The organism is Acidovorax bellezanensis (genome assembly GCF_025421555.1).
Classification (GTDB): Bacteria; Pseudomonadota; Gammaproteobacteria; order Burkholderiales; family Burkholderiaceae_C; genus Comamonas; species Comamonas bellezanensis.
This window is the reverse complement of sequence record NZ_JAODYH010000011.1, coordinates 42,821-69,523: the sequence shown is the minus strand read 5'-3', so window position 1 is coordinate 69,523 and position 26,703 is coordinate 42,821. Positions and strand designations below refer to the sequence as shown.

Below are 26,703 nucleotides of genomic sequence, written 5' to 3'. Positions count from 1 at the left end.
GACCATGAATACACCATCTAGCACTCTCTCGGCCAACAAGACGGCGACCCCGGCGGCCGCGGCCAGTTCGGCGGCCTACCGCTTCAAACCGCTGAATATCGGCCGCTTCGTGGTCTGGGCGCTGTTCGTGCTGGCGCTGGTCGTGGCACCGCATGTGTTCACCAGCAGCCTGGCGCTGACCATGCTCAGCCAGATCGGCTACCTGATCATCATCTGCCTGTCGTACAACATCCTGCTGGGGCAGGGCGGCATGCTGAGTTTCGGCCATGCGGTCTATACCGGCCTGGGCTCGTTCATCGCCATCCACGCGATGAACAAGGCCGGCGCCGGCGACTGGCATATACCGCTGGTGCTGATTCCCATCATCGGCGGCCTGGGCGGCATGTTCTTTGCCATCTTGCTGGGCTATGTGACGACCAAGAAGTCGGGCACGACCTTTGCCATGATCACGCTGGGCATCGGCGAGCTGGTGGCGTCGATGGCGCTGATGTTCCCCGAGTTCTTCGGTGGCGAAGGCGGCATCACGTCCGACCGGGTCTACGGTCAGCCTTTCTTCGGCATGACTTTCGGCCCGGGCATCGAGGTCTACTACCTGATCGCCGCCTACTGCTTTGTCTGCACGGCGCTGATGTTTGCCTTCACCGCCACGCCGCTGGGGCGCATGCTCAATGCCGTGCGCGACAACCCCGAGCGCGTGGAATTCGTGGGCTACAACACCCAGCGCGTGCGCTATTACTCGTTCATCATTGCCGGCTTTTTTGCCGGCATCGGCGGCGGCCTGGCGGCGATCAACTTCGAGATCATCACCGCGGTCGACAGCGTGAGCGTGCTGCGCTCGGGCGGCTACCTGCTGTTCACTTTCCTGGGCGGCGCGACCTTCTTCTTCGGGCCCATCATCGGCGCGGTGCTGCTGGTGTTCGCATCGATTTTGCTGTCCGAGCTGTCCAAGGCCTGGCTGCTGTACCTGGGCCTGGTCTTCATGTTCATGGTGATGTATGCGCCCGGCGGAATTGCCAGCCTGATCATGATGAACCTGCGCGTGGCCAAGTTCGGCAAGCTCAAGCAGCTGCTGCCGACCTATGCGGCGCTCACCGTGACCGCCTTGGTGGGCGTGGCCGGCTTCGCGGCCATGGTCGAGATGATCTACCACCTGCAGCTCAACGCGGCCATGGGTGACAACCTGCACTTCATGGGCCTGATGCTGGATACGCGCGGCATCAACAGCTGGCTGGGCGCGCTGGCGCTGCTGCTGGTGGGCGGGGCCTTGTTCGAAATGGCGCGCCGGCGTTTCGTCAGGCAGTGGAGCCAGATCCAGGAAGACATAGAGCTGAAGACCAAGCGCGGGGAGACGCAGTAATGACACAAACCACCTACGCGCTGGAGCTGTGCGACCTGCACAAGAGCTTCGGCAAGACGCAAATCATCCGCGGTGCGAACCTGGCCGTGAAGGCCGGTGAGCGCGTGGCCATCATCGGCCCCAACGGCGCGGGCAAGTCCACGCTGTTCAACCTCATCAGCGGCCGCTTCGGCCCGACCAGCGGCTCGGTGCTGCTGCACGGCCAGCGCATCGACGGCAAGAAGCCCTATGAGATCAACCGCCTGGGGCTTTCGCGCAGCTTTCAGATCACCAACATCTTCCCCAAGCTGAGCGTGTTCGAGAACCTGCGCTGCGGCGTGCTGTGGAGCATGGGCTACAAGTACACCTTTTTGCGCTTTCTGTCGGGCCTGCATGACGCCAACGCGCGTGCCGACCAGCTGATGCAGATGATCAATCTGGAAAAGAAACGCGACGTTCTGGCCATCAACCTGACCTATGCCGAGCAGCGCGCGCTGGAGATCGGCATCACCATCGCCGGCGGCGCCAGCGTGATCCTGCTCGACGAGCCCACGGCGGGCATGAGCAACAGCGAAACCACGCGTTTCATCCAGCTGATCAAGCAGGTCACCGAAGGGCGCACGCTGCTGACGGTGGAGCACGACATGGGCGTGGTGTTCGGCCTGGCCGACAAGATTGCCGTGGTGGTGTATGGCGAAGTGATTGCCTTCGATACACCGGAGAATGTGCGCGCGAACCCGCGCGTGCAGGAAGCTTATCTGGGATCTGCCGTGGCCGATCAGCAGGCGGGAGCGCACTGAAGATGCTGAAGATTGCCAATTTGCATGCCTATTACGGCAAGAGCCATGTGCTGCATGGTGTGGAGTTCGAAGTCCAGCCCGGTGAAATCGTCGCGCTGCTGGGCCGCAACGGCTCGGGCCGCTCGACCACGGCCAAGGCCGTGATGGGGCTGGTGGACTGGGAGGGCACGCTGGAGTGGAAAGGCGAGTGCCTCAAGGGCAAGAAGACCTATGAGGTCGCTCACCGCGGCATAGGCTACGTGCCCGAAAGCCGTGACGTCTTTCCCAATCTCACGGTGCACCAGAACCTGCTGCTGGGCCAGAAAGGCAAGGGCCAGGGCAGCCGCTGGGACTTTGACGACATGTACACCATGTTCCCGCGCCTCAAGGAGCGCCAGCACACCGAGGCCGGCGTGATGTCGGGCGGCGAGCAGCAGATGCTGACCCTGTGTCGCACGCTGATGGGCGACCCGGACCTGATCATCATCGACGAGCCCACCGAAGGCCTGGCGCCCAAGATCGTCGAACTGGTCGGCGAGTACCTGCAGAAGATCAAGTCGCGCGGTATCTCCGTGCTGCTGATCGAACAGAAGCTCACCATTGCCATGAGCATTTCGGACCGGGCCCTGGTCATGGGCCATGGCGCCATTGTTTTCGACGGCACGCCGGATGGGCTGCGCGCGGATGAGCGGGTGCGCAAGGAATGGTTGGAGGTTTAGGCTCCCCCTGAGCCGCTTCGCGGCTTCCCCCTGAGGGGACGGCAGCCTCGGTGCGGGGCGGCCCTTCCTCGCTGCCCCCTTGCTGGGGCGCGCCAGTTGCGAAGGCTGCTGGTCATGGTCGTGCCGAAAGGAAACGCCCATGTGGATGTCTGACACAGGCGCGGCCTCCGGGCCTTGTCTCAGGCGAGACAAGCGCCTCTGGTCAGGCGCGCGCAAGCTTCTACAATAAAAAACGCACGATCGTTCTTTTCCACTTTCCAAGGGACAACCGCATGAGCGCTGATTACCAGAAGGACGGCTCCATCGCCGTCATCACTCTGAACAACCCGCCGGTCAACGGCCTGGGCCTGTCTACCCGACGCGCCGTGGTGGAGCTGCTGGAGCGGGCCAACGCCGACGCCTCCATCCGGGCCATCGTGCTGACCGGTGCCGGCAAGGCCTTTTCGGGCGGAGCGGACATCACCGAATTCGGCACCGACCGCGCGACCCAGGAGCCCCACCTGCTGAGCGTGATCAAGGCCTTGGAGCTGTCGGCCAAGCCGGTCGTGGCCGCCATCCACTCGGTGTGCATGGGCGGCGGGCTGGAACTCGCCATGGGTTGCCATTACCGCGTGGCGGCTCCGGGCACGGCTGTGGCCCTGCCTGAAGTCAAGTTGGGCCTGCTGCCCGGCGCCGGCGGCACACAGCGTCTGCCGCGCCTGCTGGGCCTGGAGACCGCGCTCAACATGGTCGTCAGCGGCGAAATGGTGAAAAGCGAAATGCTGGCGGCCATTCCCGGTCAGAAGCTGTTCGACCAGTTGACGGCTTCGGCCGAGAGCCTGATGGCCGAAGCCCGCGCCTTTGCCGAGAAGATCGCCGACCAGCGGCCGCTGCCCCTGGTGCGCGACCTGCCGTGCAAACACCCCCAGGCCGAAGCCTATCTGCAGTTTGCCCGCAATATGGTCAAGGGCATGGCCAAGAATTTCCCGGCGCCCGGCAAGTGCGTCGATGCGGTCGCCGCATCGGTGGGCAAGTTCGACGCCGGCATGCAGGTCGAGCGCGAGCTGTTCACCCAGCTGATGTTCACGCCCGAGTCGCGTGCCCTGCGCCACCTGTTCATGGCCGAGCGCGCAGCGTCCAAGATTGCCGACGTGCCGTCCAACACCCCCATACGCGAGATCCGCAGCGTGGGCGTGATCGGTGCCGGCACCATGGGCGGCGGCATTGCGATGAACTTCCTCAACGCCGGCATTCCCGTGACCATCCTGGAAACCAAGCAGGAAGCGCTGGACCGCGGCGTGGCCATCATCCGCAAGAACTACGAAGCCCAGGTCAAGAAGGGCAAGCTCAAGCCCGAGAAGTACGAAGAGCGCATAGCGCTGCTCAAGACCACGCTGTCCTATGACGACCTCAAGCAGGCCGATCTGATCATCGAAGCCGTGTTCGAAGAGCTGGGCGTGAAGGAAATCGTGTTCAAGCAACTGGACGCCGTGGCCAAGCCCGGCGCCATCCTGGCATCGAACACCTCGACGCTGGACGTGGACAAGATCGCGGCCTTCACCCAGCGTCCCCAGGACGTGGTAGGCATGCACTTCTTCAGCCCGGCCAACGTTATGAAGCTGCTGGAAGTGGTGCGCGGCAAGCACACGGCCAAGGACGTGCTGGCCACGGTGATGCAACTGGCCAAGAAGATCAAGAAGACGGCCGTGGTCTCGGGTGTCTGCGACGGCTTCATCGGCAACCGCATGATCGAGCAGTACAGCCGTCAGGCCGGCTTCCTGCTCGACGAAGGCGCAACGCCCCAGCAGGTCGACAAGGCCATCGAGAAGTTCGGCTTTGCCATGGGACCGTTCCGCATGGGCGATCTGGCGGGCAACGACATCGGCTGGGCGATTCGCAAGCGCCGCGCCGTCGAGCGCGCCGACATGAAGTACAGCCGCACGGCCGACAAGCTCTGCGAGCTGGGTCGCTACGGCCAGAAGACCGGTGCTGGCTGGTACGACTACCAGGCAGGCAAGCGCGACGCCATCGTCTCGCCCGTGGTGACGCAGATGATAGAAGCCCACCGTGCGGCCGAAGGCATCACGCCGCGCAAGATTTCCGACGAGGAAATCGTGCAACGCCTGGTGTTCTCGCTGGTCAATGAAGGCGCGCACATCCTGGAAGACGGCATCGCCGGCAAGTCCGGTGACATCGACATGGTCTACCTCACGGGCTATGGCTTCCCCATTCACCGTGGCGGCCCCATGCACTACGCCGGGGAAGTGGGCCTAATCAACGTGGTCCAGGCCATGCACCGCTTTGCGAAGAATCCGCGGGACGACGCGGCTTTCTGGCAACCCGCGCCACTGCTGGCCCGACTGGCCGCCGAAGGCAAGACGTTCAGCTAAAGCGCCGCCAGACGAACCGAATTCCAAGGATATTCCATGACCTCCGCAGTGATTGTTTCCACCGCCCGCACCCCTTTGGCCAAAAGCTGGAAGGGCTCTTTCAACATGACCCACGGCGCGACGCTGGGCGGCCACGCCGTGCGCCACGCCGTGCAGCGCGCCGGCATTGACGCCGCCGCCGTCGACGACGTCATCATGGGCTGCGCCACGCCCGAAGGCGCGACCGGCGCCAACATCGCGCGCCAGATCGCGCTGGCTGCCGGCCTGCCCGTGACCACCTCGGGCATGACCATCAACCGTTTCTGCTCGTCCGGCCTGCAGACCATTGCCACCGCGGCCCAGCGCATCATCGCCGGCGAAGGCGAGGTCTACGTGGCCGGCGGCGTCGAGTCCATCTCCTGCGTGCAGCAGGAAATGAACCACCACATGCTGCAGGATCCGGCGCTGCTGCGCAGCAAACCCGAAATCTACTGGAGCATGCTGCAGACCGCGGAAACCGTGGCCAAGCGCTACGGCATAGGCCGCGAAGCCATGGACGAATACGGCGCGGGCAGCCAGCAAAAAGCCTGCGCCGCCCAGGCCGCGGGCCTGTTCGACGCGGAAATCGCGCCCATCACCGTCACCGCCGGCGTGGTCGACAAGCTGCGCGGCCTGATCACGCGCGAAGTCACGGTCTCCAAGGACGAAGGCACGCGCGAAGGCACGACCGTGGAAGCCATCAGCGGCCTGCGCAGCGCGCTGCCCGGCGGTCTGATCTCGGCCGGCAATGCCAGCCAGTTCTCCGACGGCGCGGGTGCCTGCGTGCTGGTCAGCGAAGACTATGCGGGCCGCCATGGCCTCAAGCCCCTGGGCCGTTTCCTGGGCTTTGCGGTCGCGGGCTGCGAGCCTGACGAAATGGGCATAGGCCCGGTGTTCGCCGTGCCCAAGGTGCTCAAGAAGCTGGGCCTCACGGTGCAGGACATCGACCTGTGGGAGCTCAACGAAGCCTTTGCCGTGCAGGTGCTGTACTGCCGCGACAAGCTGGGCATTCCGGCCGATCGCCTGAACGTCAATGGCGGCGCCATCGCCCTGGGCCACCCCTATGGCGTGTCGGGCCAGCGCCTGACGGGCCACGCGCTGATCGAAGGCAAGCGCCGCGGTGCCAAGCGCGTCTGCGTGACCATGTGCATCGGCGGGGGCATGGGTGCTGCCGGCGTCTTCGAAGTGCTGTAAGCGCAGTGCTTGCTAGCTGATCTTTTCCGGGCCGCATGTTGCGGCCCGCTTTGTTTGTGAGGAGTGAACCATGGGCTTGCGCGCTACGCTGGATTTCTTGTTGTATGACTGGCTGCAGGTGGAGGCACTCAACGGCCGTGAACGCTTTGCCGACCATTCGCGCGAAACTTTCGACGCGGTGCTCGACACCTGCGAGCGCATTGCGCGCGACAAGTACGCGCCTTTCAACCGCACGGTCGATACCGAGGAGCCGCGCTTCGACGGCGAAAAAGTCATACTGCCGGCCTGCACCCACGCGGCGCGCCTGGCCTATGCCGAGTCGGGCATGCTCAGTGCGGCCCAGGATTACGCGATCGGCGGCATGCAGTTGCCCTATACGCTGGAATCGGCGGCCAACAGCTTCTTTGCCGCGGCTTCGGTGAGCATAGGCTCGAACATGCTGACCTCGGGCAATGCCAGCGCGCTGATGGCGCATGGCAGCGCCATGCAGAAGAAAGTCTTTGCGCTCAATGAATTCAACGGCCGCTGGGCCGGCACCATGTGCCTGTCCGAGCCGCAGGCGGGCTCGTCGCTGTCCGACATCGCCACGCGCGCAACGCTGGACGGCGAAGGCGCCCAAACCGATGCCCTGGGCCCGCGCTACCGCCTCAAGGGCAACAAGATGTGGATCTCGGCGGGCGACCACGAGCTGACCGAGAACATCGTGCATCTGGTGCTGGCCAAGATCCCCGGCCCCGACGGCCAGCCCGTGCCCGGCGTCAAGGGCATTTCGCTGTTCATCGTGCCCAAGCAACTGGTCGACAGCGAAGGCGCGCTCACGGGAGAGCGCAACGACGTGGCCCTCGCCGGCCTGAACCACAAGCTGGGCTGGCGCGGCACGACCAACACCTTGCTTAACTTCGGCGAAGGCAAGTACCCCGTGCGCGGCGCGGCCGGCGCCATCGGCTACCTCGTGGGCGAGCCCGGCCGGGGCTTGCAGTGCATGTTCCACATGATGAACGAGGCGCGCATTTCCATAGGCATGGCCGCGACCATGCTGGGTCTGGCGGGCTATTACGCCAGCCTGGACTATGCGCGGAATCGGCCCCAGGGCCGGCCCATGGGAGCGGGCGGCAAGGACGCGACGCAGCCCCAGGTGCGCATCATCGAGCACGCCGACGTCAAGCGCATGCTGCTGGCGCAGAAGTCCTATGGCGAAGGCGCGCTGGCGCTCAACCTCTACTGCGCACGCCTGGTGGACGAGCAGCACACGGCCGGGCCGCAAGCCGCCGACGAGGCGCGGCTGCTGCTGGAAGTGCTCACGCCCATCGCCAAGAGCTGGCCCAGCGAGTTCTGCCTCGAAGCCAACTCGCTGGCCATCCAGATCCACGGCGGCTACGGCTATACGCGCGACTTCCAGGTCGAACAGTATTGGCGCGACAACCGCCTGAACATGATCCACGAAGGCACGCACGGCATCCAGGCCATGGACTTGCTGGGCCGCAAGGTGTTGATGGAAAAAGGCCGGGGCCTGCAACTGCTGGTGGCGCGCATTCAGGCCAGTATCCAGGCCGCCGAAGCCGCGCCGCTGCTGGTGGTCGAGGCTGGCGCGCTTGCCGCCGCGCTGCGGCAGGCGCTGGCCGCCACCGAAGCCGCCTGGTCCACGGGCCAGCCCGGTGAAGCCCTGGCCAATGCCGTGCCCTATATGCAGGCGCTGGGCCATGTGGTGCTGGCCTGGATGTGGCTGGACGTGGCCCGGGCCGCGCTGCGCGCCGATGCGGCCTTGCCGGCGAATGCGGGCCGGCTGGCTGCGGCGCGCTATTTCTTCCGCTACGAGCTGCCCAAGATCGGCGCCTGGCTGGAGGTGGTCAGCCGCCGGGACATGACTTGCGCGCTGATGGACGAAGCCGGATTCTGAGCCGCCCGGCCTGCAGGATGCAGGCCGGTTCCGCGCCTCAGCGCGCGTGGGTCACGCCGCCGTCGACGATGAGGGTGGAGCCGACCACGTAGTCGCCGGCGCGCGAGGCCAGGAAAATGGCCGCGCCGGCCATGTCCTCGGGTGTGCCCACGCGGCCCGCGGGAATGCGCGCGCTGACTTCCTCGGCATGGTCGCGCGCCGTGCGGTTCATGTCGGAAGCGAAAGCGCCGGGGGCGATGGCGGAAACGCTGATGCGCTCCTTGGCCAGGTGCAAGGCCATGCGGCGCGTCAGCTGGATCAGCCCGGCTTTGCTCGCGGCATAGGAGTAGGTTTCCTGCGGGTTGACCGAGATGCCGTCGATGGAAGCGATGTTGATGACCTTGGCCAGGTGCTCGCGGGTGGCGGCCTTGAGCATGGGCGTCAGCGCCTGGGTCAGGAAGAACGGGGCCTTGAGGTTCAGGTCCACCACCTTGTCCCAGCCCGACTCGGGAAATTCCGCGTAAGGCGCGCCCCAGGCGGCGCCGGCATTGTTGACCAGGATGTCGAGGGCGCTTTCACGTTGCGACAACTCGCCGACCAAGGCCTGTATGCCTTCCAGCGTGGACACATCGCCGGGCAGGGCCACGCAGGTGCCCAGTGCCGACAACTCGCGCGCCGTGGCCTCGCAGGCCTCGGCCTTGCGGGCGGTGATGTAGACGCGTGCGCCCTGGGCCAGAAAGCCTTCGGCAATCATGCGGCCGATACCGCGCGATCCACCGGTGACGAGGGCGCAGCGGCCTTTCAGGGAAAAAAGATCCTGGGTGTTCATGGAATGTCTCCTGGGTTGGGCAAGGCGATGAAGCGGACGTTCGCGGCACGCTGGCGTGCCACGGCTTCAGCAGAATGCCAGACGCAGGAGTGGTTGAAGGGCACCTTGGCGACTCGGCGGCCGCCGTTGCCTCAGCGCATCCTGCGGCGCAGCCAGGCGCTGGTCTGGTCCACGCCCATGGACAGCAGCAGCATGGCGATGATCACCGTGCAGGCCTGGGCGTAGTGGAACAGCGACAGCTCGAAATACAGCAGGTGGCCCAGTCCGCCGGCCCCGACAAAGCCCAGGATGGCCGCCATGCGGATGTTCATTTCCCAGCGGTACAGCGTATAGGCGATCAGCTGGGGCGCGGCGCCGGGCAGGGTGCCGTAGAAAAAGGCCAGGCCGCGCGCCGCGCCGCTCAGCCGCAGCGCTCCGGCCGGTGCCGGGGGCGTATTGTCCAGCGCTTCGCCGTACAGCCGCCCCAGCACGCCCGTGGTGTGCAAGGCCAGGGCCAGCGCGCCGGCAAACGGCCCCAGGCCTACGGCCAGGGCCGTGATGGTGGCCCAGACCAGCTCCGGCACCGAGCGCAGCAGATTGAGCACAAAGCGGTTCACGGGCTTGAGCGGCGCCAGGGCGAATACGAGGCCCAGAACGGCCGCGAGCAGGGTGCCGACCACCGAAATCGCCAGCGTTTCCCAGATGCCTATGGCCACGCGGCGCAGCCAGTCGGCGCTGACGTCGGGTGGGAAGAAGCTGGCGATGAACTGGCCCATGGAGCTGGCCGACTCCACGGAAAACAGGGCCAGCAAGTCCATGTCGAGCAGCCCGAAGCTTGCCAGCACCGCGATCAGCAGGACGGCCGCGCTGCCGGCGCTGCGCCAGCCCCAGGGCGAAGGCCGGGCGGCCACGGGAGCGTCCAGCGAGCGGCGCAGCCAGCCCGACAGCGCATCGGCGGCGAACACCAGGACCAGGAAAGTCAGCAGGATGCTCGCGGCTTCGCCGCCGTTGAGCATCTTCATGGACTGGTCCATCAACTGGCCCAGGCCGCCGGCGCCGACGAAGCCCATCACCACCGAGGCGCGGATCGCGCATTCCCAGCGGTAGACGGTATACGAGGCCAGCTCCTTGGAAGCCTGGGGAATCAGTCCGTACAGAATGGCCAGCGGCCGGCGCGCGCCGCTGTGGGCCAGGGCGCGCGCGGGCGCGGGGTCGGTGGATTCGAGAATTTCCGCATACACCTTGGCCAGCATGCCGCCATAGGTCAGGCCCAGGGCCAGCACGCCGGCGGCCGGTCCGAGTCCGAAGACGCGCACGAAGACCAATGCCCAGACCAGTTCGGGAATGCCGCGCAGTATGGTTAGCAGGCCGCGGACGATGGGGTTGAGCGTGGGCCGGTCGCGGCCCGCGGCGCTGGCCAGATAGGCCAGCGGAACGGCCAGCAAACAGGCCAGGGCCATGCCGGCCGTGGCAATCGCCAGCGTCTGCAGCGTGGCCTGGCCCAGGTAGGCGAGGAACTCGCTGCCGGTTTCCGGCGGCAGGAAGGCGGCGAGGAAGTTGCCGATGACGCTGAGATTGCCGGCCTCGAACAGGGCGGAGGGCCGCACCTGGGCGGCCTGGAACAACGGCCACAGAACGCACAGCGCCAGAACCGTATGCACCAGGCGACGCAAGGCCGCGGGGTCGCGCTCCACGGACTTCAGCGGCATAGCGTCAGCGGGGCTGGTGTGGCCGGTGCGGGCGCGGCCGGCCCAGGCTGAAGCGTGGGCGGCGTCTGGCCCTCGCTGGCATACAAGGCCTGCAAATGTTCCTGGCGGACCTGGTCCGTGGGCAGATCGAAGGCGATGCGCCCGCCCTTGATGCCGACGATGCGCGCAAAGCAGTTCAGCGCCAGGTCGACCGCATGCAGGCTGGCCACCAGCGTTGCGCCGCGCTGGGCGGCATCGTCGATCAGCAGCCGCACGGTGGCCTGCGCCAGGGTCGGGTCCAGCGCCGAGACGGGCTCGTCGGCCAGCACCAGTGCCGCTTGTTGGTAGAGCACGCGGGCAATGCCGGCGCGCTGCAGTTGGCCGCCCGACAGTTGGTCGCAGCGTGCAAACAGCTTGTCGTCCAGGTCGACCTGGGCCAGCGCCGCGCGGGCACCGGGAATGTCCATGGGGTAGGCCAGCGAGGCCAGCGCTTTCCAGGCCGGCCATTGGCCCAGCCGTCCGGCGAGCACGGACGTGACCACGCGCTGGCGCCCGGGCAGGGGCGGGGCCTGGTGCACGGTGCCTATGCGCGCGCGCAAGGCGCGCAGTGCCGGGGCCGAGAGACCGCGAAGCTCCGTGCCCAGCAACTGGGCGCTGCCCTGGTCCGGCGTCCAGGCCGTGGCCAGTACCGACAGCAGCGAAGTCTTGCCCGCGCCCGAGGGGCCGATCAGGGCAATGCATTCGCCCTGGCGCGCGGCCAGCGAAATGCCGGCCAGCGCCACGGAGCCATTGGCGTGGGTCAGTCCCACGCCTTCCAACGCGAAGCCCATGGGGCTTACTTCAGCAGACCGGCGGACTTCGCGGCGTCCTCGATGCCGACGTAGTTCTTGGCGTTGGTCGGGACGAACTTGGATGCGCGCTGCAGGCCCAGAATGGCCTTGTCCTCGGGTTTGGCCGGGTCGAGCGCCAGGAAGGCGTCGGTCAGCTTCTTCACCAGGGCCGGGTCCAGGTCGCCGCGCACCGTCCAGTTGTAGTCGAAGTAGGTCGGCGTAGTAGCGAAGACGCGCACCTTGCTGGTGTCGACCTTCTTTTCTTCGACCATCTTGTCCCAGACCGAAGCGTTGAGCACACCGGCTTCGGCGCGGCCGGCGGCGACGAAGGCGACGGTGGCGTCATGGGCGCCGGAGAAGGCGACGTTCTTGAAGTCCTTGTCCGGGTTCAGGCCCGCTTGCTGCAGGAAAAAGCGCGGCATCAGGCTGCCCGAAGTCGACGAAGGCGCGCCAAAGGCAAAGGTCTTGCCCTTGAGGTCGGCCAGGCCCGTGATCTGCGGGTTGGCGGTGATGAACTTGGACGTGAACTGGGCATCTTCCGCGCGCTGGACGATGGGAATGGCCGTGCCATTGGTGCGGATCTTGGCCTGCACAAAAGTGAAGCCACCCAGCCAGGCCAGGTCGATCTTGCGCGTGGCCAGCGATTCCACCACGGCGGCGTAGTCGGTGACGGGCGTGAACACGACTTTCATGCCGGTCTGCGCTTCCAGATACTTGCCCAGCGGCGCGAACTTGCGCTGCAATTCGGTGGGTGCTTCGTCGGGAATGGCCGAAACCCGCAGCACCGCGTCGGCGGCCAGAGCGGGCAGGGCGCCCATTGCGGAAACGGCCAGGGCGCAGCTAAGCGCCTGCTTGAGCGCCAGGCGGCGTGCAGGAGTAAGACTCATGGGGTGTTCCGATTGGTTGCGACCACCACCGTGCGGATTCCACGGCAGCTGAATAAGCGCCAGGGCGCTGAAGTTTTCCGTGCGGCGTCCATGCCGCGACGCCATTGTAGTGATGCAGGGCGCGGCGGGCAGAGGGGGCGGGCGCTGCCCCCGCGGCGCGCTCGGTTTCCTGTCACAAGGGGAAGCGGCGCAAGCCGCCCGGGTACTTCTTCTCAGCACTCGCATTGTTCACCGCCCATGCAACTGACGTGGCCCAGCAGGGAGGCAGCGAGGAAGGGCCGCACCTGGGCGGCCCCCCCGCACCGAGGCTGCCGCCCCCCTCCACCGAAGGATGAGAGGGGGGAGCCGGGGCGGCCCATGCCGCGTCAGCGGCTCAGGGGGGGCTTATGTAAACCTTACTTCAAAGAAGCTGCATTCGCCATCACCCAGCCCCTGCATGCCGGCCTGCACGGCAGCGTTGGAGGCCTTGGTCCAGCGCGCAAACATGGCCTTGGCCTCTTCGGTGATTTCTTCGGGTGGGGTGTCCTCAAGGCCCAGCACACATTCCAGGGCCAGTGCCACCTGTTCGGCCCCACCCAGCTGGCGTTCCATCACGCGTGCATAACGCGTCTCGGCCCGCATACGCTCCTGCTCGGGCAGGCTGGGGTAATCGCACAAAGAAACAGTGTAGAAAGTTTCAACGGTGTCCATGGTGGTTCGATATGTGAAGTTGACTGTAAAAATGTACAGTAAATTTTGGTATTTAGCTGTTGTTTTTTACAGTCTTCTTCCGCGCCGTGCAGATTCAGGGCGTGGCCGGCGGCAGTTTGGTCGCCGGCAGCGGCCGCACCAGGCGCACCAGCAGCACATTGCCCCGGCCCATTTCGCCGCTGGCCTGGCCCGAGGCCCAATCCACGGCCCAGGCCTGCGGCGCGGGCAGGCTGTTGCGGGCCGGGGTGGTGGCTTCATAGCTGTAGCGGTTGATGGCGCGGGAATTGATGGCCGCCGTGCCTGTCCAGTGCCAATCGCCTGGCGTTTGCGCAAACAAGGCCGCGGCCTGTTCCGTCGGCGCCGCGGTCCGCTGCTGGAGGCGGCGCAGTTCGTTGGTGCGCGGCAGCCGCCAGCCCAGTCCGTCCTCCCGGTGCAGGGACTGGGCGAGCTTCTGGGCCTGGGAGTAGTTCAGCCGCTGGGGCGTGCCCTGGCAGCGCTCATTGCGCCAGACCATGCCATGCACGCAGCGCGGCCAGACCAGGCGGGCGCGCAGATCCTGCACTTCGCTGCCGTCGGCGGACAGTTGCAGCTCCGTGGAGGCCTCCTTGCTGGCATCGGACGTCTGGGCCAGCAGGACCGGACTGAAGGCCAGTGCCAGGGTCAGGAGAAAAGGACGAAAGGCGGGCAGGGCAGCAGGCAGCATGGCGTTGGGGTGGTAGCAGGTGCAGCCTGCATTGTGCCGCCGCGCACGCGGCCCGGCCTGGCGTGCACGCGTGGCGATGCCTTGGCTGCTCGATCAAGATGGCGGGGTCGCACGGCCGTGGCGGGGGTGAAAAAACCATGAAAAATGGGGAGTTTCAGAGGGCAGGCGACATGTATTTCGCCCCGGCAGCGGTGGCGCCAGAGCGTTCGCGCGAAGTGCATGCGGCATGCAAAGGCATTCGTTCCCCTTGAGAATAGGCCGCTGTCCCAGGCCGCCCGCGCGGCCGGGGCATATAAAAGCCAAGGAGTGCCATGCGAGAGTTTGCCGAAAAACCGGGTCAGATGATGGAGGGCGGCGTGTCCATGGGCGGGAGCGCTGTTGCGGACGGTCTGCCAGCCGGCAGGCGAGGGCGGGCCATGCTGGTGGTCCTGCTGGGTCTGCTGGTGGCGGTGCTCGACGGCAGCGTGCTCAATCTGGCCTTGCCGGCGATTGCGCGCAAGTTCGAGGCCGCGTCCTCGGATGCGATCTGGGTGGTCAATGCCTACCAGATCGCCACGCTGGTGATGCTTTTGCCGCTGGCGGCGGTGGGCGAGCGCATAGGTTACCGGCGTATCTACCTGGGGGGCATGGCCTTGTTTGCGCTGTCGTCGCTGGGCGCCATGCTGGCCTCGTCACTGGGCACGCTGATCGCGGCGCGCGCGCTCCAAGGCTTGGGCGCGGCGGGCATCATGAGCGTGAACGCGGCCATGGTGCGGCTGATTTTCCCCCGGGCCCTGCTGGGGCGGGGCCTGGCCATGAACTCCATGGTGGTGGCGATTGCTTCGGTGGCCGGGCCTACGCTGGCCGCGGGCATTCTGTCCGTGGCGAGCTGGCCCTGGCTGTTCGCCCTGAATGTGCCGCTGGGCCTGCTGACGCTGCTGCTGGGCAGCCGGGCCTTGCCGTACAACCCGCGGACTGCGGACGTCGCCGGGCCGGCGCAGTTCTCCGTATTGGACGTGGTTCTGAACATGGCGATGTTCGCGCTGGTGTTCCTGGGCGTCGATGCCCTGGGGGTGTCCCGCAACGGGCAAGGCGGGCATGCGGCTATGGGCTGGGTGCTGCTGGGCGCCGGCCTGCTGGTCGGTGCCTGGCATCTGCGGCGACAAAGCCGCAAGGCGCGGCCGCTGTTCCCCGTGGACTTGCTGCGCATTCCGGTGTTCGCACTGTCCATGGCGTCGTCGGTGACGGCTTTTTGCGCCCAGACCCTGGCGTTTCTGGCCCTGCCATTCCTGCTGCTGGAGACCCATGGCCGCTCGGCGCTCGAAGCCGGTCTGCTGATGACCGCCTGGCCGGCGGCTATCGTCACCGTGGCACCGCTCGCGGGCTGGCTGATAGGCCGCTACCCCGACGGGCTGCTGGGCGGCCTGGGCATGGCGGTCTTTGCCGCCGGCCTGTGGCTGCTGGCACTGCTGCCGGCCCAGCCTTCGGACCTCGACATCGTCTGGCGCATGGCTTTGTGCGGCGTGGGTTTTGCGCTGTTCCAGTCACCGAACAATCACACCATCGTCACGTCGACGCCGTTGGCACGCAGCGGGGCGGGCAGCGCCATGCTGGGCACGGCGCGCCTGACGGGGCAGACCCTGGGCGCCATTTTCCTGGCCACCCTGTTCGCGCTGTGGCCGGGCCATGGCGGGACGGCGGAAATGGTGGCCCTGATCGTGGCTGGGGGCTTTGCGGTGCTGGCTGGCACTTGCAGCAGCCTGCGCCTTAGACAGGCGCACGGCTGACATCCGCTGCGACACGCAGGTGACATGGCCCCGGCTGTGTGCACCGCACAATGCTGTGGAGCAGTGCCTCGGGGCCTGCATTTTTGACAAAAAATCCACAGGAGACAGCGAGATGACGCGTAACGTGCAACAACTGTTCGATCTCAGCGGCAAGACGGCCTTGGTGACCGGTGGCTCGCGCGGCCTGGGCCTGCAGATGGCGCATGCGCTGGGTGAAGCGGGGGCGAAGATCGTGCTGAGTTCGCGCAAGGCCGGCGATCTGGAGGAGGCCGTCGCCGAGTTGCAGGCTGTGGGCATCGACGCCCGCTGGATCGCCGCCGATTGCGCCGATGAAGCCGACATCCAGCGCCTGGCGGATGAAACCCTGCAGCGCGTGGGCGACGTGGATATTCTGGTCAACAACGCCGGCGCGAGCTGGGGTGCGCCGGCCGAGGACCACCCGACCGCCGCCTGGGACAAGGTGATGAACCTGAATGTGCGCGGCTACTTTCTCCTGAGCCGCGAGATCGCCAAGCGCAGCATGATCGCGCGTCGCAGCGGCCGCATCATCAATATCGCCTCGATTGCCGGCCTGGGCGGCAATCCGCTGGAGATGAAGACCATTGCCTACAACACCTCCAAAGGCGCGGTCATCAATTTCACGCGTGCCCTGGCCGCGGAATGGGGCGTGCACGGCATCAACGTGAACGCGATTTGCCCGGGCTTTTTCAAGACCAAGATGGCCACGGTGCTGATCGAGAGCATGGGCGAGGAAAAAATGGCGTCCCATGCGCCGCTGCGCCGCCTGGGTGACGACGAAGACCTCAAGGGCATCACGCTGTTGTATGCCTCCGACGCGGGCAAGCACATCACCGGCCAGTGGCTGGCTGTGGATGGCGGCGTCAGCGCGGTCACCGGCGGCTGAACACTGCGCGTGCGGGCCATGAATTGGCCCGACAATGGCGCTGCCGTGGCGTGGAGTGCGCCTGGCCCCTGGCGGGCGGGTGCAGCCCCCGAGACAAGAAAGGCCGATCCGGTGTTGAGTTTTGAAGCAGATATTCCTTTTGTGACGGAGTTGGGTTTTACGCTGCACAAGCGGTCCGGCGGCGAGTCCGAATTGCATTACACGCCCCGTCCCGAGCACATGAATTCGTTCGGCGTGACCCATGGTGGCGCCCTGATGGCCTTGCTGGACGTGACGCTGGCCCAGGCCGCCAGCAGCGTGGCACCGAACACCGGCGGCGTGACCATTGAAATGAAGACTTCCTTCATGCTGCCGGCGCGTGGCCCGCTGGTGGCCAAGGGACTGCTGCTGCACAAGACGCACGGCGGCATGGCCTATGTCGAAGGCGGGGTGTACGACGCCGAAGGTCTGTTGTGCTGCAAGGCATCGGGCACCTTCAAGCTCAAGCGCCGGGACCCGGCCCCTGTCGCCCAGGACAGCGCCGCAGCCTGATCGGGGCAGCTTCGCGGCGGCAGGTGAGAAGAGTTCCCAAGGCCTGCGGCGCAGGTCCTGGGGTGGTGGAATTGAAATCAATTGGAGACAGTTCATGACCCAGAATCAGCAAATCCTTCTCGACAACCGGCCGCTGGGCGAAGCCGTGGAAAGCAATTTCAAGCTGGTGCGCACCGAGGTGCCGGCGCTGCAGGACGGCCAGGTGCTGGTGCGCCACCATTACCTGAGCCTGGACCCCTACATGCGCGGCCGCATGAACGACAGCAAGAGCTACGCGGCCAGCCAGCCGCTGGGCGAAGTGATGCTGGGCGGCACGGTGGGTGAAGTCGTCGAAAGCCGGCACCCCCAATTTGCCAAGGGCGATCAGGTCGTGGGCATGGGCGGCTGGCAGGAATACAGCGTCGTCGACGGCAGCGCGCCCGGCATGCTGCGCAAGGTGGACACCACCCATGTGCCGCTGTCGTATTACCTGGGCGCCGTCGGCATGCCCGGCGTGACCGCCTGGTACGGGCTGGTGAAGATCATTGCGCCCAAGGCCGGCGAGACCGTGGTCGTCAGCGCGGCGACGGGCGCCGTGGGCAGTGCGTTCGCGGCCCTGGCCAAGGCGCGTGGCTGCCGCGTGGTGGGCATTGCCGGCGGACCGGACAAATGCCGCTACGCCACCGAGGAACTGGGCTTTGACGTCTGCATCGATTACCGCCTGCACACCGACGTCAAGGCCATGTCCCAGGCGCTCAAGCAGGCCTGTCCCGACGGCATCGACGGCTATTTCGAGAACGTCGGCGGCTACATCCTCGACGCCGTGCTGTTGCGCACGAATGCGTTTGCGCGCGTGGCCGTGTGCGGCATGATCGCCGGCTACGACGGCCAGCCGCTGCCGCTGCAGAACCCCGCGCTGATCCTGATCAACCGCATGAAGATCGAAGGCTTCATCGTCAGCGAACACATGGAAATCTGGCCCGAAGCGCTCAAGGAGCTGGGCACGCTGGTGGCCACGGGCAAGCTGCGCCCCCGCGAAACCGTGGCCCAGGGCCTGGCCGCGGCGCCGGCGGCTTTCCTGGGCTTGCTCAAGGGCAAGAATTTTGGCAAGCAGTTGGTGAAGCTGGTCACCCCCTGAGCCGCTTCGCGGCACCCCCCCTCTCATCCTTCGGTGGAGGGGGGCGACACCATCGCTGCGGGGCGGCCCTTGCTCGCTGCCCCCTTGCTGGGCCGCGCCAGTTGCGTGGGCTATTCCACAGTGTACAGAGGCCCTGCAAGGGCCCGCAGGAGACAAGCGAAATGATCCAAGATTTTCAAGGCAAGACAGCGGTACTGACCGGTGCGGGATCGGGCTTCGGCCTGGAGTGCGCACGCCTGGGTGCGCGGCTGGGCATGAACCTGGTGCTGGTGGATGTGCAAAAGGCGGCGCTCGATGCGGCGGCCGAGGAAATGCGCGCCGCCGGTGTCAAAGTGCTGGCCCAGCAGGTGGATGTGTCCAATCGGCAGCAGATGGAAGTACTGGCGCACAGCGTGCAAGAGCAATTCGGTGCGCCGCATCTGGTGTTCAACAACGCCGGCGTGGGTGCGGGCGGGTTGGTCTGGGAAAACTCGGTGGCCGACTGGGAATGGGTGCTGGGCGTGAACGTCTGGGGCGTGATCCACGGCCTGCGCCTGTTCATGCCCATGATGCTGGCGGCGGCCAAGGCCGACCCTTCCTACCGGGGCCATATGGTCAACACCGCCAGCATGGCCGGTCTGCTCACGCCTCCCAATATGGGCATCTACAACGTCAGCAAGCACGCCGTGGTGAGTCTGAGCGAAACCCTGTACCAGGATTTGTCGCTGGTGACCGACCAGATAGGCGCCAGCGTGCTGTGCCCTTATTTCGTGCCCACGGGCATCAACCAGAGCGAGCGCAACCGCCCCGACAACCTGGCTGGCGGCGAACTCACGGCCAGCCAGAAGATAGGCCAGGCCATGAGTGACAAGGCAGTGTCGTCGGGCAAGGTCACGGCCGTCGATGTCGCGCAAAAAGTGTTCGACGCCGTGAAGGCCAACCAGTTCTACATCTACAGCCATCCCCAGGCCCTGGGTGCGGTCCAGGTCCGCATGGAAGACATCGTGCAGGGGCGCAACCCCACCGATCCTTTCCTGCACAAACCCGAGCTCGGTGCCAGCCTGCGGGCAGCCTTGCGCGGAGGGAATTGAGCACCCCCTGAGCGACTTCGCGGCAGGGACGGCAGCCTTGCTGCGCGACGGCGCTTGATCGCTGCCCCTGCGCTGGGGTGCGCCAGTGTCATATGCCATTCAAGGGCTCGCTTCGGCGGGCCCTTTTTACTGTTGCCGGAAGGCCGGCAAAAAAAATGTCGCGCGATCGCCGCAATCTGTTTACTTCCTGTGTAACTAGACGCTACAAGATGGCATGATTCTGGTGCTTTTGCGCAGCCCTTGGCTTGGCGCGCAAAGGCCGGCAGCCGTGTTCGCGCGGCTGGCTTTACAGAAAAGAAATATTAGGCTTGCACAATGGTGCTCGCTTCTCCATCCCTTGAGTCCTCATCCCATGACGTCTGCCCTGTCCCGAACCCTGCGTGAGCGCCTGCAACCCCATTGGCCATCTCATCCTTTCGGGGGCAGTCTGCAGCAGGCCAAGGGCTGGCGCACGGCGGCACTGGCCGCTGCGGTGGTGGTGGTGATGGCCGGTTGCTCGCCCAAGGCAGCCGAAGTCGCCGCGCCCAAGGCACCGACCAAGGTGGGCGTGGTCACACTGCAGACCCAGAGCCAGCAGCTCGATGCCAGCCTGCCGGGGCGCACGCGCGCCTTTCTGACGGCCGAAGTGCGGCCCCAGGTGTCGGGCATCGTGCAAAAGCGCTTGTTCACCGAAGGCGCGGCCGTCAAGGCCGGCCAGTCGCTCTACCAGATCGATTCCTCCGCGCTGCGCGCGGCGCAGGACAGCGCCGAGGCAGCCCTGGCCAAGGCCCAGGCCAGCCAGCGCACGCAGCAGGCCACGGCGGCGCGCAATGCGGAACTGGTGAAGATCGACGCCATCAGCCAGCAGGCGAATGAAGAAAGCCAGGCCGCGGCTGCCCAGACCCGGGCCGACGTGGCTGCGGCCAAGGCGGCGCTGGAAACCGCGCGCATCAACCTGCGCTACAGCAGCATCCAGGCGCCGATCAGCGGTCGCACCAGCCTGTCCACGGTCACGCCCGGCGCGCTGGTCACGGCCAACCAGGTTGACGCCCTGACCACCATCGTCCAGCTGGACCCGATGTACGTGGACTTCACCCAGTCGAGCACCGAGCTGTTGCAACTCAAGCGCGATATCAAGGACGGGCGCTACGAGAAGCTCGACCACGAAGCGCTGTCCATTCAGCTCAAGCTGGAAGATGGGCGCCTGTATTCCCACACCGGCAAGCTGCAGTTCGCCGGCGTGATCGTCAATCCCAGCACGGGCGTGGTGACGCTGCGCGCCGTGGTACCCAACCCCGATGGCGTGCTGATGCCGGGCATGTATGTCCAGGCCCTGCTGCCCACGGGCGTGGCGCCTGACGCCTTGCTCGTGCCCCAGCAGGCCGTGACGCGCGACATCGCGGGCAAGGCCAGCGTGCTGGTGGTCGATGCCGCCAGCCAGAAGGTGCAGCGCCGTCCGATTGAAGTGGATCGCGCCGTGGGCAACCGCTGGATGGTCATCGGCGGTCTGACCGCGGGCGAGAAAATCGTCGTCGACGGCTTCCAGCGCATCAAGGTCGGCGATACCGTCGATCCGCTGGAAGTTGATCTGCGCGCCAAGCCAGCCGCCGCCAGCCCGGCTGCGGCCAGCCCGCCTGCCGCCGACAAGGCCCAGCCCGCTGCTTCCGGCCCTGCGGCCAAGTCCTGAGAAAGCCGCACGCCATGGCGCAGTTCTTCATCAACCGGCCCATCTTTGCCTGGGTCATTGCCATCGTCATCATGCTGGCGGGGGCCTTGTCGATCTTCACCCTGCCGCTGGAGCAGTATCCCGATATCGCGCCGCCGCGCGTGACCATCAGCGCGGTCTACACCGGCGCTTCGGCCGAGACCGTGGAAAACTCGGTCACCCAGCTCATCGAGCAGCAGCTCAAGGGCATCGACAACCTGCTGTACATGGGCTCGACCAGCGACCAGTCGGGCAGTTCGCGCACCACGCTGACCTTCAGCCCTGGCACCAACATCGACGTGGCCCAGGTGCAGGTGCAAAACAAGCTGCAGTCGGCGATGAACCGCATGCCCGAGGCCGTGAAAAGCCGCGGCGTGTTCGTCAACAAGGGCGGCAACGACTACCTGACTACCTATAGCTTCACTTCGCCCGACCCGAACGTGAGCCAGGTCGACATCGGCGACTACCTGACCAGCAACGTGGTGGATGTGATCGGTCGTGTGGACGGCGTGGGCGATGTGCAGGTCTTCGGCACGGGCTATGCCATGCGCATCTGGATGGATCCGGCCAAGCTGCAGCAGTACGCGCTGATGCCTTCGGACATCATCGCCGCGCTCAACAACCAGAATGCCCAGGTCTCGGCAGGCCAGCTCGGCGCGCTGCCGGCCGTCAAGGACCAGCAGCTCAACGCCACCATCACGGCGCGTACCAAGCTCAAGACCGTGCCCGAGTTCGAGGCCATCCTGCTCAAGACCACGCCCGACGGCGCGGCGGTGCTGCTCAAGGACGTGGCGCGCGTGGAGCTGGGCGCGGACAACCTGACCATCACTTCGCGGCTCAACGGCCGCCCCGGTGCCGGCCTGGGCATTGTGCTGGCCGACGGCGCCAACGCCACGGCGGTGTCCGATGCGGTCAACGCCAAGCTGGCGCAAATGCAGCCGTTTTTCCCCAACGACCTCAAGCCTTTCATCAGCTCGGACTCGACACCCTTTGTGCGCGCCTCCATCGAGGAAGTGGTCAAGGCCCTGTTCGAGGCCATGCTGCTGGTGGTGGTGGTGATGTTCCTGTTCCTGCAGAACCTGCGCGCCACGCTGATCCCGGCGATTGCCGTGCCGGTGGTGCTGCTGGGCACCTTCGGCGTGCTGTCGGTGGCGGGTTTTTCCATCAACACCCTGACCATGTTCGGCCTGGTGCTGGCCATCGGCCTGCTGGTCGACGATGCCATCGTGGTGGTCGAAAACGTCGAGCGCGTGATGACCGAAGAGGGCTTGTCGCCCAAGGAAGCCACGCGCAAGTCCATGGCCGAAATCACGCCGGCGCTGGTGGGCATCACGCTCACGCTGTCGGCCGTGTTCATTCCCATGGCCTTCTTCGGCGGCTCCACGGGCGTGATCTATCGCCAGTTCTCCATCACCATCGTCTCGGCCATGGTGTTGTCGGTGTTCGTGGCGCTGACGCTCACGCCCGCGCTGTGCGCCACCTTGCTCAAGCCCGTGGTCAAGGGCCAGGGCCACCATGGGGGTGCGCCACGCCGCGGCCTGATGGGGCTGGGCGACCGCTTCTTCAAGGGCTTCAACAACGGTTTCGATCGCAGTTCCCACATGGCGCAAACCACGGTCGGCCGCCTGCTGCAACGCAGCAAGCGCATGGCGCTGGTGTTCCTGCTGATCTGCGCCGCCACGGCTTTCCTGTTCACCAAGCTGCCCACGTCTTTCCTGCCGGTCGAAGACCAGGGCTATATGCAGGTGCAGATCACGCTGCCTTCGGGCGGCTCGAACGCGCGCCTGCAAGCGGTGATGGCCGAAGTCCAGCAGTATTTCGCCAAGCAGCCTGACGTGGTGAGTTTCAACTCCATCACCGGACTGAGCGGCGACCAGTCGTCGGCGCGCGGCTTTGTGCGGCTCAAGAGCTGGGCCGAGCGCCCGGGCCCGGACCAGACCGCCGATGCCATCGCCCGCAAGGCGACCAAGGACCTGAGCCGCCTGCGCGACGCACGCATCTTCGTGATGCTGCCGCCCGCCGTGCGCGGCCTGGGCTCGAACGCCGGCTTCAACTTCCAGCTCAAGGACTTGAACGGCCTGGGCCACAACGCCTTGATGGCGGCGCGCGACCAGTTGCTGGAACTGGCCAAGAAAGAGCCGTCCATCAACAACCTGCGCAGCAACAACCTGGACGACAGCTCGCAGCTGGGCGTGGCGATCGACGACCGCAAGGCCGCCGCTTTAGGCGTGAGCACGGCCAACATCAACAGCGTGCTGTCCACGGCCATGGGCGGCGTCTACGTCAACGACTTCCTGAGCAACGGCCGCGTCAAGCGCGTCTACGTGCAGGGCGACGCGCCGTTTCGCATGCTGCCCCAGGACATCAACCAGTGGACGGTGCGCAATGACAAGGGCGAGATGGTGCCGTTCTCGGCCTTCGCCCGGTCCGAATGGACTTACGGCTCGCCCCAGCTGCAGCGCTACAACGGCAGCCCCAGCTACGAGTTTGTCGGCGATGCCGCCTCGGGCGTGAGCTCGGGCACGGCCATGGACACCATAGAGCGCCTGATGAAGCAGATGCCCATGGGCATTGGCTACGAATGGACCGGGGCCTCGTTCCAGGAGCGGCTGTCGGGTGCGCAGGCGCCGCTGCTGTACGCCATCTCGGTGCTGTTCGTGTTCCTGTGCCTGGCCGCGCTCTACGAGAGCTGGACCGTGCCGCTGGCGGTGATTCTGGCCGTGCCGCTGGGCGTGGTGGGCGCGCTGCTGTTCACCGGCCTGCGCGGCATGCACAACGACGTCTACTTCCAGGTGGGGCTATTGACCACGGTGGGGCTGGCATCGAAGAACGCGATTCTGATCGTCGAGTTCGCGACCCAGCTGCAGGAGCAGGGGCGCAACTTGCGCGACGCCACGGTGGAAGCCGTGCGCCTGCGCCTGCGGCCCATCTTGATGACTTCGCTGGCCTTCGGCTTCGGCGTGTTGCCGCTGGCCATCGGCACGGGCGCGGGTGCCGGCGGACGCCAGGCGATCGGTACGGCCGTGCTCGGCGGTACGGTGTTTTCGACGGTGCTGGGGGTTTTCTTCGTGCCGGTGTTTTTCCTGCTGGTGCGCAGCTGGTTTGTGCAGCACTCCCGAGGTGAGGCGCCTGCCGCACCCGTGGCAAGCGATGCAAAGGGCGTGGCATGACAGCCTTGATGACTCAAACTTCCTCTCAGTGGCGGCTGCGTGCCGTGGCGTTGGCCGCCGTGAGCCTGTTGGCCGGCTGTGTGAATCTGGCTCCGGCCTGGCAGACGCCGGCGCCGGCGGTGCCGGCCGAAGTCGGCGCCAGCGTGGCGCCTGAGCAGACCCAGCCGGCGGTGCAGGCTTCGCAGGCCAGCCTGGACGCGGCCCAGGCCCTTTCCTGGGTGCAGTCTGACGGCCTGCGCCAGACGCTGGCCCTGGCCCTGTCCCACAACCGCGACCTGCGCGTGGCCGTGGCCAACATCGACAAGGCGCGGGCCCAGTACGGCATCGCCCAGGCCGACCTGCTGCCCGGCGTGAACGCCAACGGCCAGGGCAGCCGCAGCCGCACGCCGGCCGATCTGACCAGCAGCGGCCGCGCGACGGTGGGCAGCCAGTACACCGCGCAGCTGGGCATGACCAGCTACGAGCTCGACCTCTGGGGCCGGGTGCGTAATCTCAATGAAGCGGCGCTGCAGGCCTTTTTGCAGTCCGGCGAGAACCAGCGCAATGTGCAGCTCACCCTGGTGGCCGATGTGGCCAATGCCTGGCTGACCCTGGCCGCCGACCAGGCCCGGCTGCAGCTGGCGCAGCAGACGCTGGACGCGCGCCGCAAATCCTTTGCCTTGACCGAGCGCATGCATGAGTTGGGCGCGACTTCGGCCCTGGTGCTGGAGCAGAACCGCACCACGGTCGACGCGGCGCGCGCTGACGTGGCCGGCTTCACCAGCCAGGTGGTGCGCGATCGCAACCTGCTGCAACTGCTGGTCGGCGGCCCGCTGCCCGACGCCGCCTGGCCCCAGCCTTTGCAGCTGACAGCAGCGCAGCCGGCTGCCGCGCTGCAGGCCTTGCCCGTGCCCCTGCCGTCGAGCGTGCTGCTGGCGCGTCCCGACGTGCAGGCCGCCGAGCGCCAGTTGCGCGCCATGAATGCCAACATCGGAGCCGCGCGTGCGGCCCTGTTCCCGACCATCAGCCTCACGGCGTCGGTGGGTACGGGCAGCGATGAGCTGTCGGGGCTGTTCGGCAGCGGCAACAGCAGCTGGAGCTTCGTGCCCCTGGTGCGACTGCCGATCTTTGATGGCGGGCGCAACCGCGCCAATGTGGCCGTGGCGCAGGCCAATGAGCAGGTGGCGCTGGCGCAGTACGACAAGGCCGTGCAGACGGCGTTTCGCGAAACCGCCGATGCCCTGGCCGACCGCGCCCAGTGGACCGAGCGCCTGGCTGCCCAGGCATCGCTGGTGGCCTCGACGCAAAAGGCCTTCGATCTGTCGGATGCGCGCTTCAAGTCGGGCGTCGACAACTATCTGTCGGTGCTGGACGCGCAGCGCAGCCTGTACGCAGCGCAGCAGACGCTGATCACGCTGCAACTGCAGGAGCAGCTCAATCGCGTGACCCTGGTCAAGGTGCTGGGCGGCGCGCCAGCCGTAGCAGCGGGTTGATCAGGCGCTGCGCGCGGCCAGCACGGCTTCGGCCAGCAGGGCGATGGAGCGCGGCGCGCAGCCTTCGGCGTCGTTGCTCACCGTGACATAGGCCCGCTGGCCTGCGCCGGTGATGCCGGCGATGGTGCGCGCCAGCAAGGCGCGGGTGTGCGGGTCGGGCGAGCGGATCTCGCTGAACGGCGCATGGGCCTGCTGCGCGTCTTCATAGCCGTAGGGGCCGAAACTGCGGTTCAGGTTCCAGCGGCAGACCAGCGGGCCGGGCCACAGCGCGCGCAGCAGCGGCAGCTGCTCCTCCATGGGCGGCATCTTGCCGTGCAGCCCTAGGCAGAACGTGGCGCCCGCGGCACGCAGCAGGTCGGCGAAGGCCGGCACCAGCAGTTGCGGGTCGCGCACTTCCACGGCCACGATGACCTCGGGGTGTGACGCCAGTTGGGCGCGCACGGCCGTCAGCAGCGCCGCCAGCCGCGCGAACAGCGCCGCAGGACGGTTCAGCCAGTCCCAGGGCAGGGGGCTGAGCTGGAACACCAGCACGCCCAGTTTGTCGCCCAGGCCTTCGAGCGTGGGCTGCACAAACGCCGTCTGGGCCAGCAAGGGGTCCAGAAACGCGGGATTGGCTTCGCGCCCGCGACCGTCCTCGGCGCGCACCTGGGCGTCGGTCACCACGGACGGGCATTTGACGACGCAGCGGAAATCCGCGGGCAACTGGGCCGCATACAGCGCGTACTGGCTCACGGTGAGCGGACGCCAGAAACTGCGGTCGATGCAGACCGTGCGCAGCAGCGGGTGCTGGGCGTAGGCGCCGAGCCCATTCTTGGCCAGCACGCTGGCGTCATAGGCGCCATCCCAGACCAGATCTTCCCAGCCGGGGTAGGACCAGGTCGAGGCACCCATGCGCAGCAGCGGCGGCAGGGCCGCGGCCATCGCGGCCAGACGGGGTGGCACTGGGGCGGGCTGAACGCCGGTCTTGCGTGCTGCCTTGGGGCTTGCGCTGGCCGCGGGCTTGTCCGGCGGCGGCGTCGGGTCGTCAAAAAGCGTGTCTTGCACAGTGGTGTTGCAATCGTTTACCAGGAGTCGGGCGGTCGCCTGGCCCCC

Annotated in this window: 21 protein-coding genes; 14 read left to right on the top strand and 7 right to left on the bottom strand. The window is 66.5% G+C overall.

The window, feature by feature from the left end; translation table 11 throughout:
- Window positions 1-4: 4 nt before the first annotated feature.
- The 6 genes from N0K08_RS18910 to N0K08_RS18885 all read left to right on the top strand — a co-directional run bounded on the left by N0K08_RS18910 (window position 5) and on the right by N0K08_RS18885 (window position 8,312).
- A complete protein-coding gene (locus N0K08_RS18910) occupies window positions 5-1,357 on the top strand; it encodes a branched-chain amino acid ABC transporter permease (protein WP_261501949.1) in 1,353 nt (450 codons plus the stop codon).
- Entirely contained in the window at window positions 1,357-2,136 is a 780-nt protein-coding gene (locus N0K08_RS18905) for an ABC transporter ATP-binding protein (RefSeq protein WP_261501948.1), read from the top strand. The genes N0K08_RS18910 and N0K08_RS18905 overlap by 1 nt, the downstream gene beginning before the upstream one ends.
- A gap of 2 nt (window positions 2,137-2,138) precedes the next feature.
- Window positions 2,139-2,834: an ABC transporter ATP-binding protein gene (locus N0K08_RS18900; RefSeq protein ID WP_261501947.1), complete on the top strand. Its 696-nt coding sequence runs from the start codon at window positions 2,139-2,141 to the stop codon at window positions 2,832-2,834.
- Window positions 2,835-3,106: 272 nt separating this feature from the next.
- Window positions 3,107-5,203 (top strand): 3-hydroxyacyl-CoA dehydrogenase NAD-binding domain-containing protein, encoded by a 2,097-nt coding sequence (locus N0K08_RS18895; protein ID WP_261501946.1) that lies wholly within the window; start codon window positions 3,107-3,109, stop codon window positions 5,201-5,203.
- A gap of 36 nt (window positions 5,204-5,239) precedes the next feature.
- Window positions 5,240-6,415 carry an acetyl-CoA C-acyltransferase gene (locus N0K08_RS18890; protein ID WP_261501945.1) on the top strand — a complete coding sequence of 392 codons (1,176 nt, stop codon included), beginning with the start codon at window positions 5,240-5,242 and terminating at the stop codon, window positions 6,413-6,415.
- Window positions 6,416-6,485: 70 nt separating this feature from the next.
- Window positions 6,486-8,312, top strand: a complete 1,827-nt coding sequence (locus N0K08_RS18885) for an acyl-CoA dehydrogenase (RefSeq protein WP_261501944.1) — start codon at window positions 6,486-6,488, stop codon at window positions 8,310-8,312.
- Window positions 8,313-8,349: 37 nt separating this feature from the next.
- Here N0K08_RS18885 and N0K08_RS18880 read toward each other — a convergent pair whose 3' ends face one another.
- The 6 genes from N0K08_RS18880 to N0K08_RS18855 all read right to left on the bottom strand — a co-directional run bounded on the left by N0K08_RS18880 (window position 8,350) and on the right by N0K08_RS18855 (window position 13,897).
- Window positions 8,350-9,120, bottom strand: a complete 771-nt coding sequence (locus N0K08_RS18880; protein ID WP_261501943.1) for an SDR family oxidoreductase — start codon at window positions 9,118-9,120, stop codon at window positions 8,350-8,352.
- Between the two features lie 131 nt (window positions 9,121-9,251).
- The gene (gene phnE, locus N0K08_RS18875) at window positions 9,252-10,808 is read right to left on the bottom strand and encodes a phosphonate ABC transporter, permease protein PhnE (protein WP_261501942.1); all 1,557 of its coding nucleotides are present in this window, start codon (window positions 10,806-10,808) and stop codon (window positions 9,252-9,254) included.
- Window positions 10,799-11,617 carry a phosphonate ABC transporter ATP-binding protein gene (locus N0K08_RS18870; protein ID WP_261501941.1) on the bottom strand — a complete coding sequence of 273 codons (819 nt, stop codon included), beginning with the start codon at window positions 11,615-11,617 and terminating at the stop codon, window positions 10,799-10,801. The genes phnE and N0K08_RS18870 overlap by 10 nt, the downstream gene beginning before the upstream one ends.
- A 5-nt stretch (window positions 11,618-11,622) precedes the next feature.
- Window positions 11,623-12,504 carry a putative selenate ABC transporter substrate-binding protein gene (locus N0K08_RS18865; RefSeq protein WP_261501940.1) on the bottom strand — a complete coding sequence of 294 codons (882 nt, stop codon included), beginning with the start codon at window positions 12,502-12,504 and terminating at the stop codon, window positions 11,623-11,625.
- A gap of 384 nt (window positions 12,505-12,888) precedes the next feature.
- Window positions 12,889-13,194, bottom strand: coding sequence for a hypothetical protein (locus tag N0K08_RS18860; protein ID WP_261501939.1), 306 nt, complete (start codon window positions 13,192-13,194; stop codon window positions 12,889-12,891).
- Window positions 13,195-13,288: 94 nt separating this feature from the next.
- On the bottom strand, window positions 13,289-13,897 hold the full coding sequence (locus N0K08_RS18855; RefSeq protein WP_261501938.1) for an Lcl C-terminal domain-containing protein: 609 nt from the start codon (window positions 13,895-13,897) through the stop codon (window positions 13,289-13,291).
- Window positions 13,898-14,241: 344 nt separating this feature from the next.
- Here N0K08_RS18855 and N0K08_RS18850 point away from each other — a divergent pair, with 344 nt between their 5' ends.
- From N0K08_RS18850 to N0K08_RS18815, 8 genes are all read left to right on the top strand, one after another.
- On the top strand, window positions 14,242-15,663 hold the full coding sequence (locus N0K08_RS18850; protein WP_408642979.1) for an MFS transporter: 1,422 nt from the start codon (window positions 14,242-14,244) through the stop codon (window positions 15,661-15,663).
- A gap of 112 nt (window positions 15,664-15,775) precedes the next feature.
- Window positions 15,776-16,567 carry an SDR family oxidoreductase gene (locus tag N0K08_RS18845; RefSeq protein WP_261501937.1) on the top strand — a complete coding sequence of 264 codons (792 nt, stop codon included), beginning with the start codon at window positions 15,776-15,778 and terminating at the stop codon, window positions 16,565-16,567.
- A 111-nt stretch (window positions 16,568-16,678) separates the two neighbouring features.
- A complete protein-coding gene (locus N0K08_RS18840) occupies window positions 16,679-17,098 on the top strand; it encodes a PaaI family thioesterase (protein WP_261501936.1) in 420 nt (139 codons plus the stop codon).
- Between the two features lie 94 nt (window positions 17,099-17,192).
- Window positions 17,193-18,215: an NADP-dependent oxidoreductase gene (locus N0K08_RS18835; protein ID WP_261501935.1), complete on the top strand. Its 1,023-nt coding sequence runs from the start codon at window positions 17,193-17,195 to the stop codon at window positions 18,213-18,215.
- Between the two features lie 161 nt (window positions 18,216-18,376).
- On the top strand, window positions 18,377-19,285 hold the full coding sequence (locus N0K08_RS18830; protein WP_261501934.1) for an SDR family oxidoreductase: 909 nt from the start codon (window positions 18,377-18,379) through the stop codon (window positions 19,283-19,285).
- A 352-nt stretch (window positions 19,286-19,637) separates the two neighbouring features.
- Complete coding sequence (locus tag N0K08_RS18825; protein ID WP_261501933.1) at window positions 19,638-20,951, top strand: efflux RND transporter periplasmic adaptor subunit; 1,314 nt, start codon at window positions 19,638-19,640, stop codon at window positions 20,949-20,951.
- Between the two features lie 14 nt (window positions 20,952-20,965).
- Window positions 20,966-24,139, top strand: coding sequence for an efflux RND transporter permease subunit (locus N0K08_RS18820; protein ID WP_261501932.1), 3,174 nt, complete (start codon window positions 20,966-20,968; stop codon window positions 24,137-24,139).
- An 8-nt stretch (window positions 24,140-24,147) separates the two neighbouring features.
- Entirely contained in the window at window positions 24,148-25,611 is a 1,464-nt protein-coding gene (locus tag N0K08_RS18815) for an efflux transporter outer membrane subunit (RefSeq protein WP_261501931.1), read from the top strand.
- Here the strand turns inward: N0K08_RS18815 and N0K08_RS18810 are convergent, their stop codons facing one another.
- Window positions 25,612-26,655 carry a DUF72 domain-containing protein gene (locus N0K08_RS18810; protein WP_261501930.1) on the bottom strand — a complete coding sequence of 348 codons (1,044 nt, stop codon included), beginning with the start codon at window positions 26,653-26,655 and terminating at the stop codon, window positions 25,612-25,614.
- Window positions 26,656-26,703 lie beyond the last annotated feature (48 nt).

What these genes read in the sequence shown, in the direction of transcription:
- N0K08_RS18910 (WP_261501949.1), top strand. Translation starts at nt 5, where the DNA reads ATGAATACACCATCTAGCACTCTCTCGGCCAACAAGACGGCGACCCCG.
- N0K08_RS18905 (WP_261501948.1), top strand. Translation starts at nt 1,357, where the DNA reads ATGACACAAACCACCTACGCGCTGGAGCTGTGCGACCTGCACAAGAGC.
- N0K08_RS18900 (WP_261501947.1), top strand. Translation starts at nt 2,139, where the DNA reads ATGCTGAAGATTGCCAATTTGCATGCCTATTACGGCAAGAGCCATGTG.
- N0K08_RS18895 (WP_261501946.1), top strand. Translation starts at nt 3,107, where the DNA reads ATGAGCGCTGATTACCAGAAGGACGGCTCCATCGCCGTCATCACTCTG.
- N0K08_RS18890 (WP_261501945.1), top strand. Translation starts at nt 5,240, where the DNA reads ATGACCTCCGCAGTGATTGTTTCCACCGCCCGCACCCCTTTGGCCAAA.
- N0K08_RS18885 (WP_261501944.1), top strand. Translation starts at nt 6,486, where the DNA reads ATGGGCTTGCGCGCTACGCTGGATTTCTTGTTGTATGACTGGCTGCAG.
- N0K08_RS18880 (WP_261501943.1), bottom strand. Translation starts at nt 9,120, where the DNA reads ATGAACACCCAGGATCTTTTTTCCCTGAAAGGCCGCTGCGCCCTCGTC.
- phnE (WP_261501942.1), bottom strand. Translation starts at nt 10,808, where the DNA reads ATGCCGCTGAAGTCCGTGGAGCGCGACCCCGCGGCCTTGCGTCGCCTG.
- N0K08_RS18870 (WP_261501941.1), bottom strand. Translation starts at nt 11,617, where the DNA reads ATGGGCTTCGCGTTGGAAGGCGTGGGACTGACCCACGCCAATGGCTCC.
- N0K08_RS18865 (WP_261501940.1), bottom strand. Translation starts at nt 12,504, where the DNA reads ATGAGTCTTACTCCTGCACGCCGCCTGGCGCTCAAGCAGGCGCTTAGC.
- N0K08_RS18860 (WP_261501939.1), bottom strand. Translation starts at nt 13,194, where the DNA reads ATGGACACCGTTGAAACTTTCTACACTGTTTCTTTGTGCGATTACCCC.
- N0K08_RS18855 (WP_261501938.1), bottom strand. Translation starts at nt 13,897, where the DNA reads ATGCTGCCTGCTGCCCTGCCCGCCTTTCGTCCTTTTCTCCTGACCCTG.
- N0K08_RS18850 (WP_408642979.1), top strand. Translation starts at nt 14,242, where the DNA reads ATGGAGGGCGGCGTGTCCATGGGCGGGAGCGCTGTTGCGGACGGTCTG.
- N0K08_RS18845 (WP_261501937.1), top strand. Translation starts at nt 15,776, where the DNA reads ATGACGCGTAACGTGCAACAACTGTTCGATCTCAGCGGCAAGACGGCC.
- N0K08_RS18835 (WP_261501935.1), top strand. Translation starts at nt 17,193, where the DNA reads ATGACCCAGAATCAGCAAATCCTTCTCGACAACCGGCCGCTGGGCGAA.
- N0K08_RS18830 (WP_261501934.1), top strand. Translation starts at nt 18,377, where the DNA reads ATGATCCAAGATTTTCAAGGCAAGACAGCGGTACTGACCGGTGCGGGA.
- N0K08_RS18825 (WP_261501933.1), top strand. Translation starts at nt 19,638, where the DNA reads ATGACGTCTGCCCTGTCCCGAACCCTGCGTGAGCGCCTGCAACCCCAT.
- N0K08_RS18820 (WP_261501932.1), top strand. Translation starts at nt 20,966, where the DNA reads ATGGCGCAGTTCTTCATCAACCGGCCCATCTTTGCCTGGGTCATTGCC.
- N0K08_RS18815 (WP_261501931.1), top strand. Translation starts at nt 24,148, where the DNA reads ATGACTCAAACTTCCTCTCAGTGGCGGCTGCGTGCCGTGGCGTTGGCC.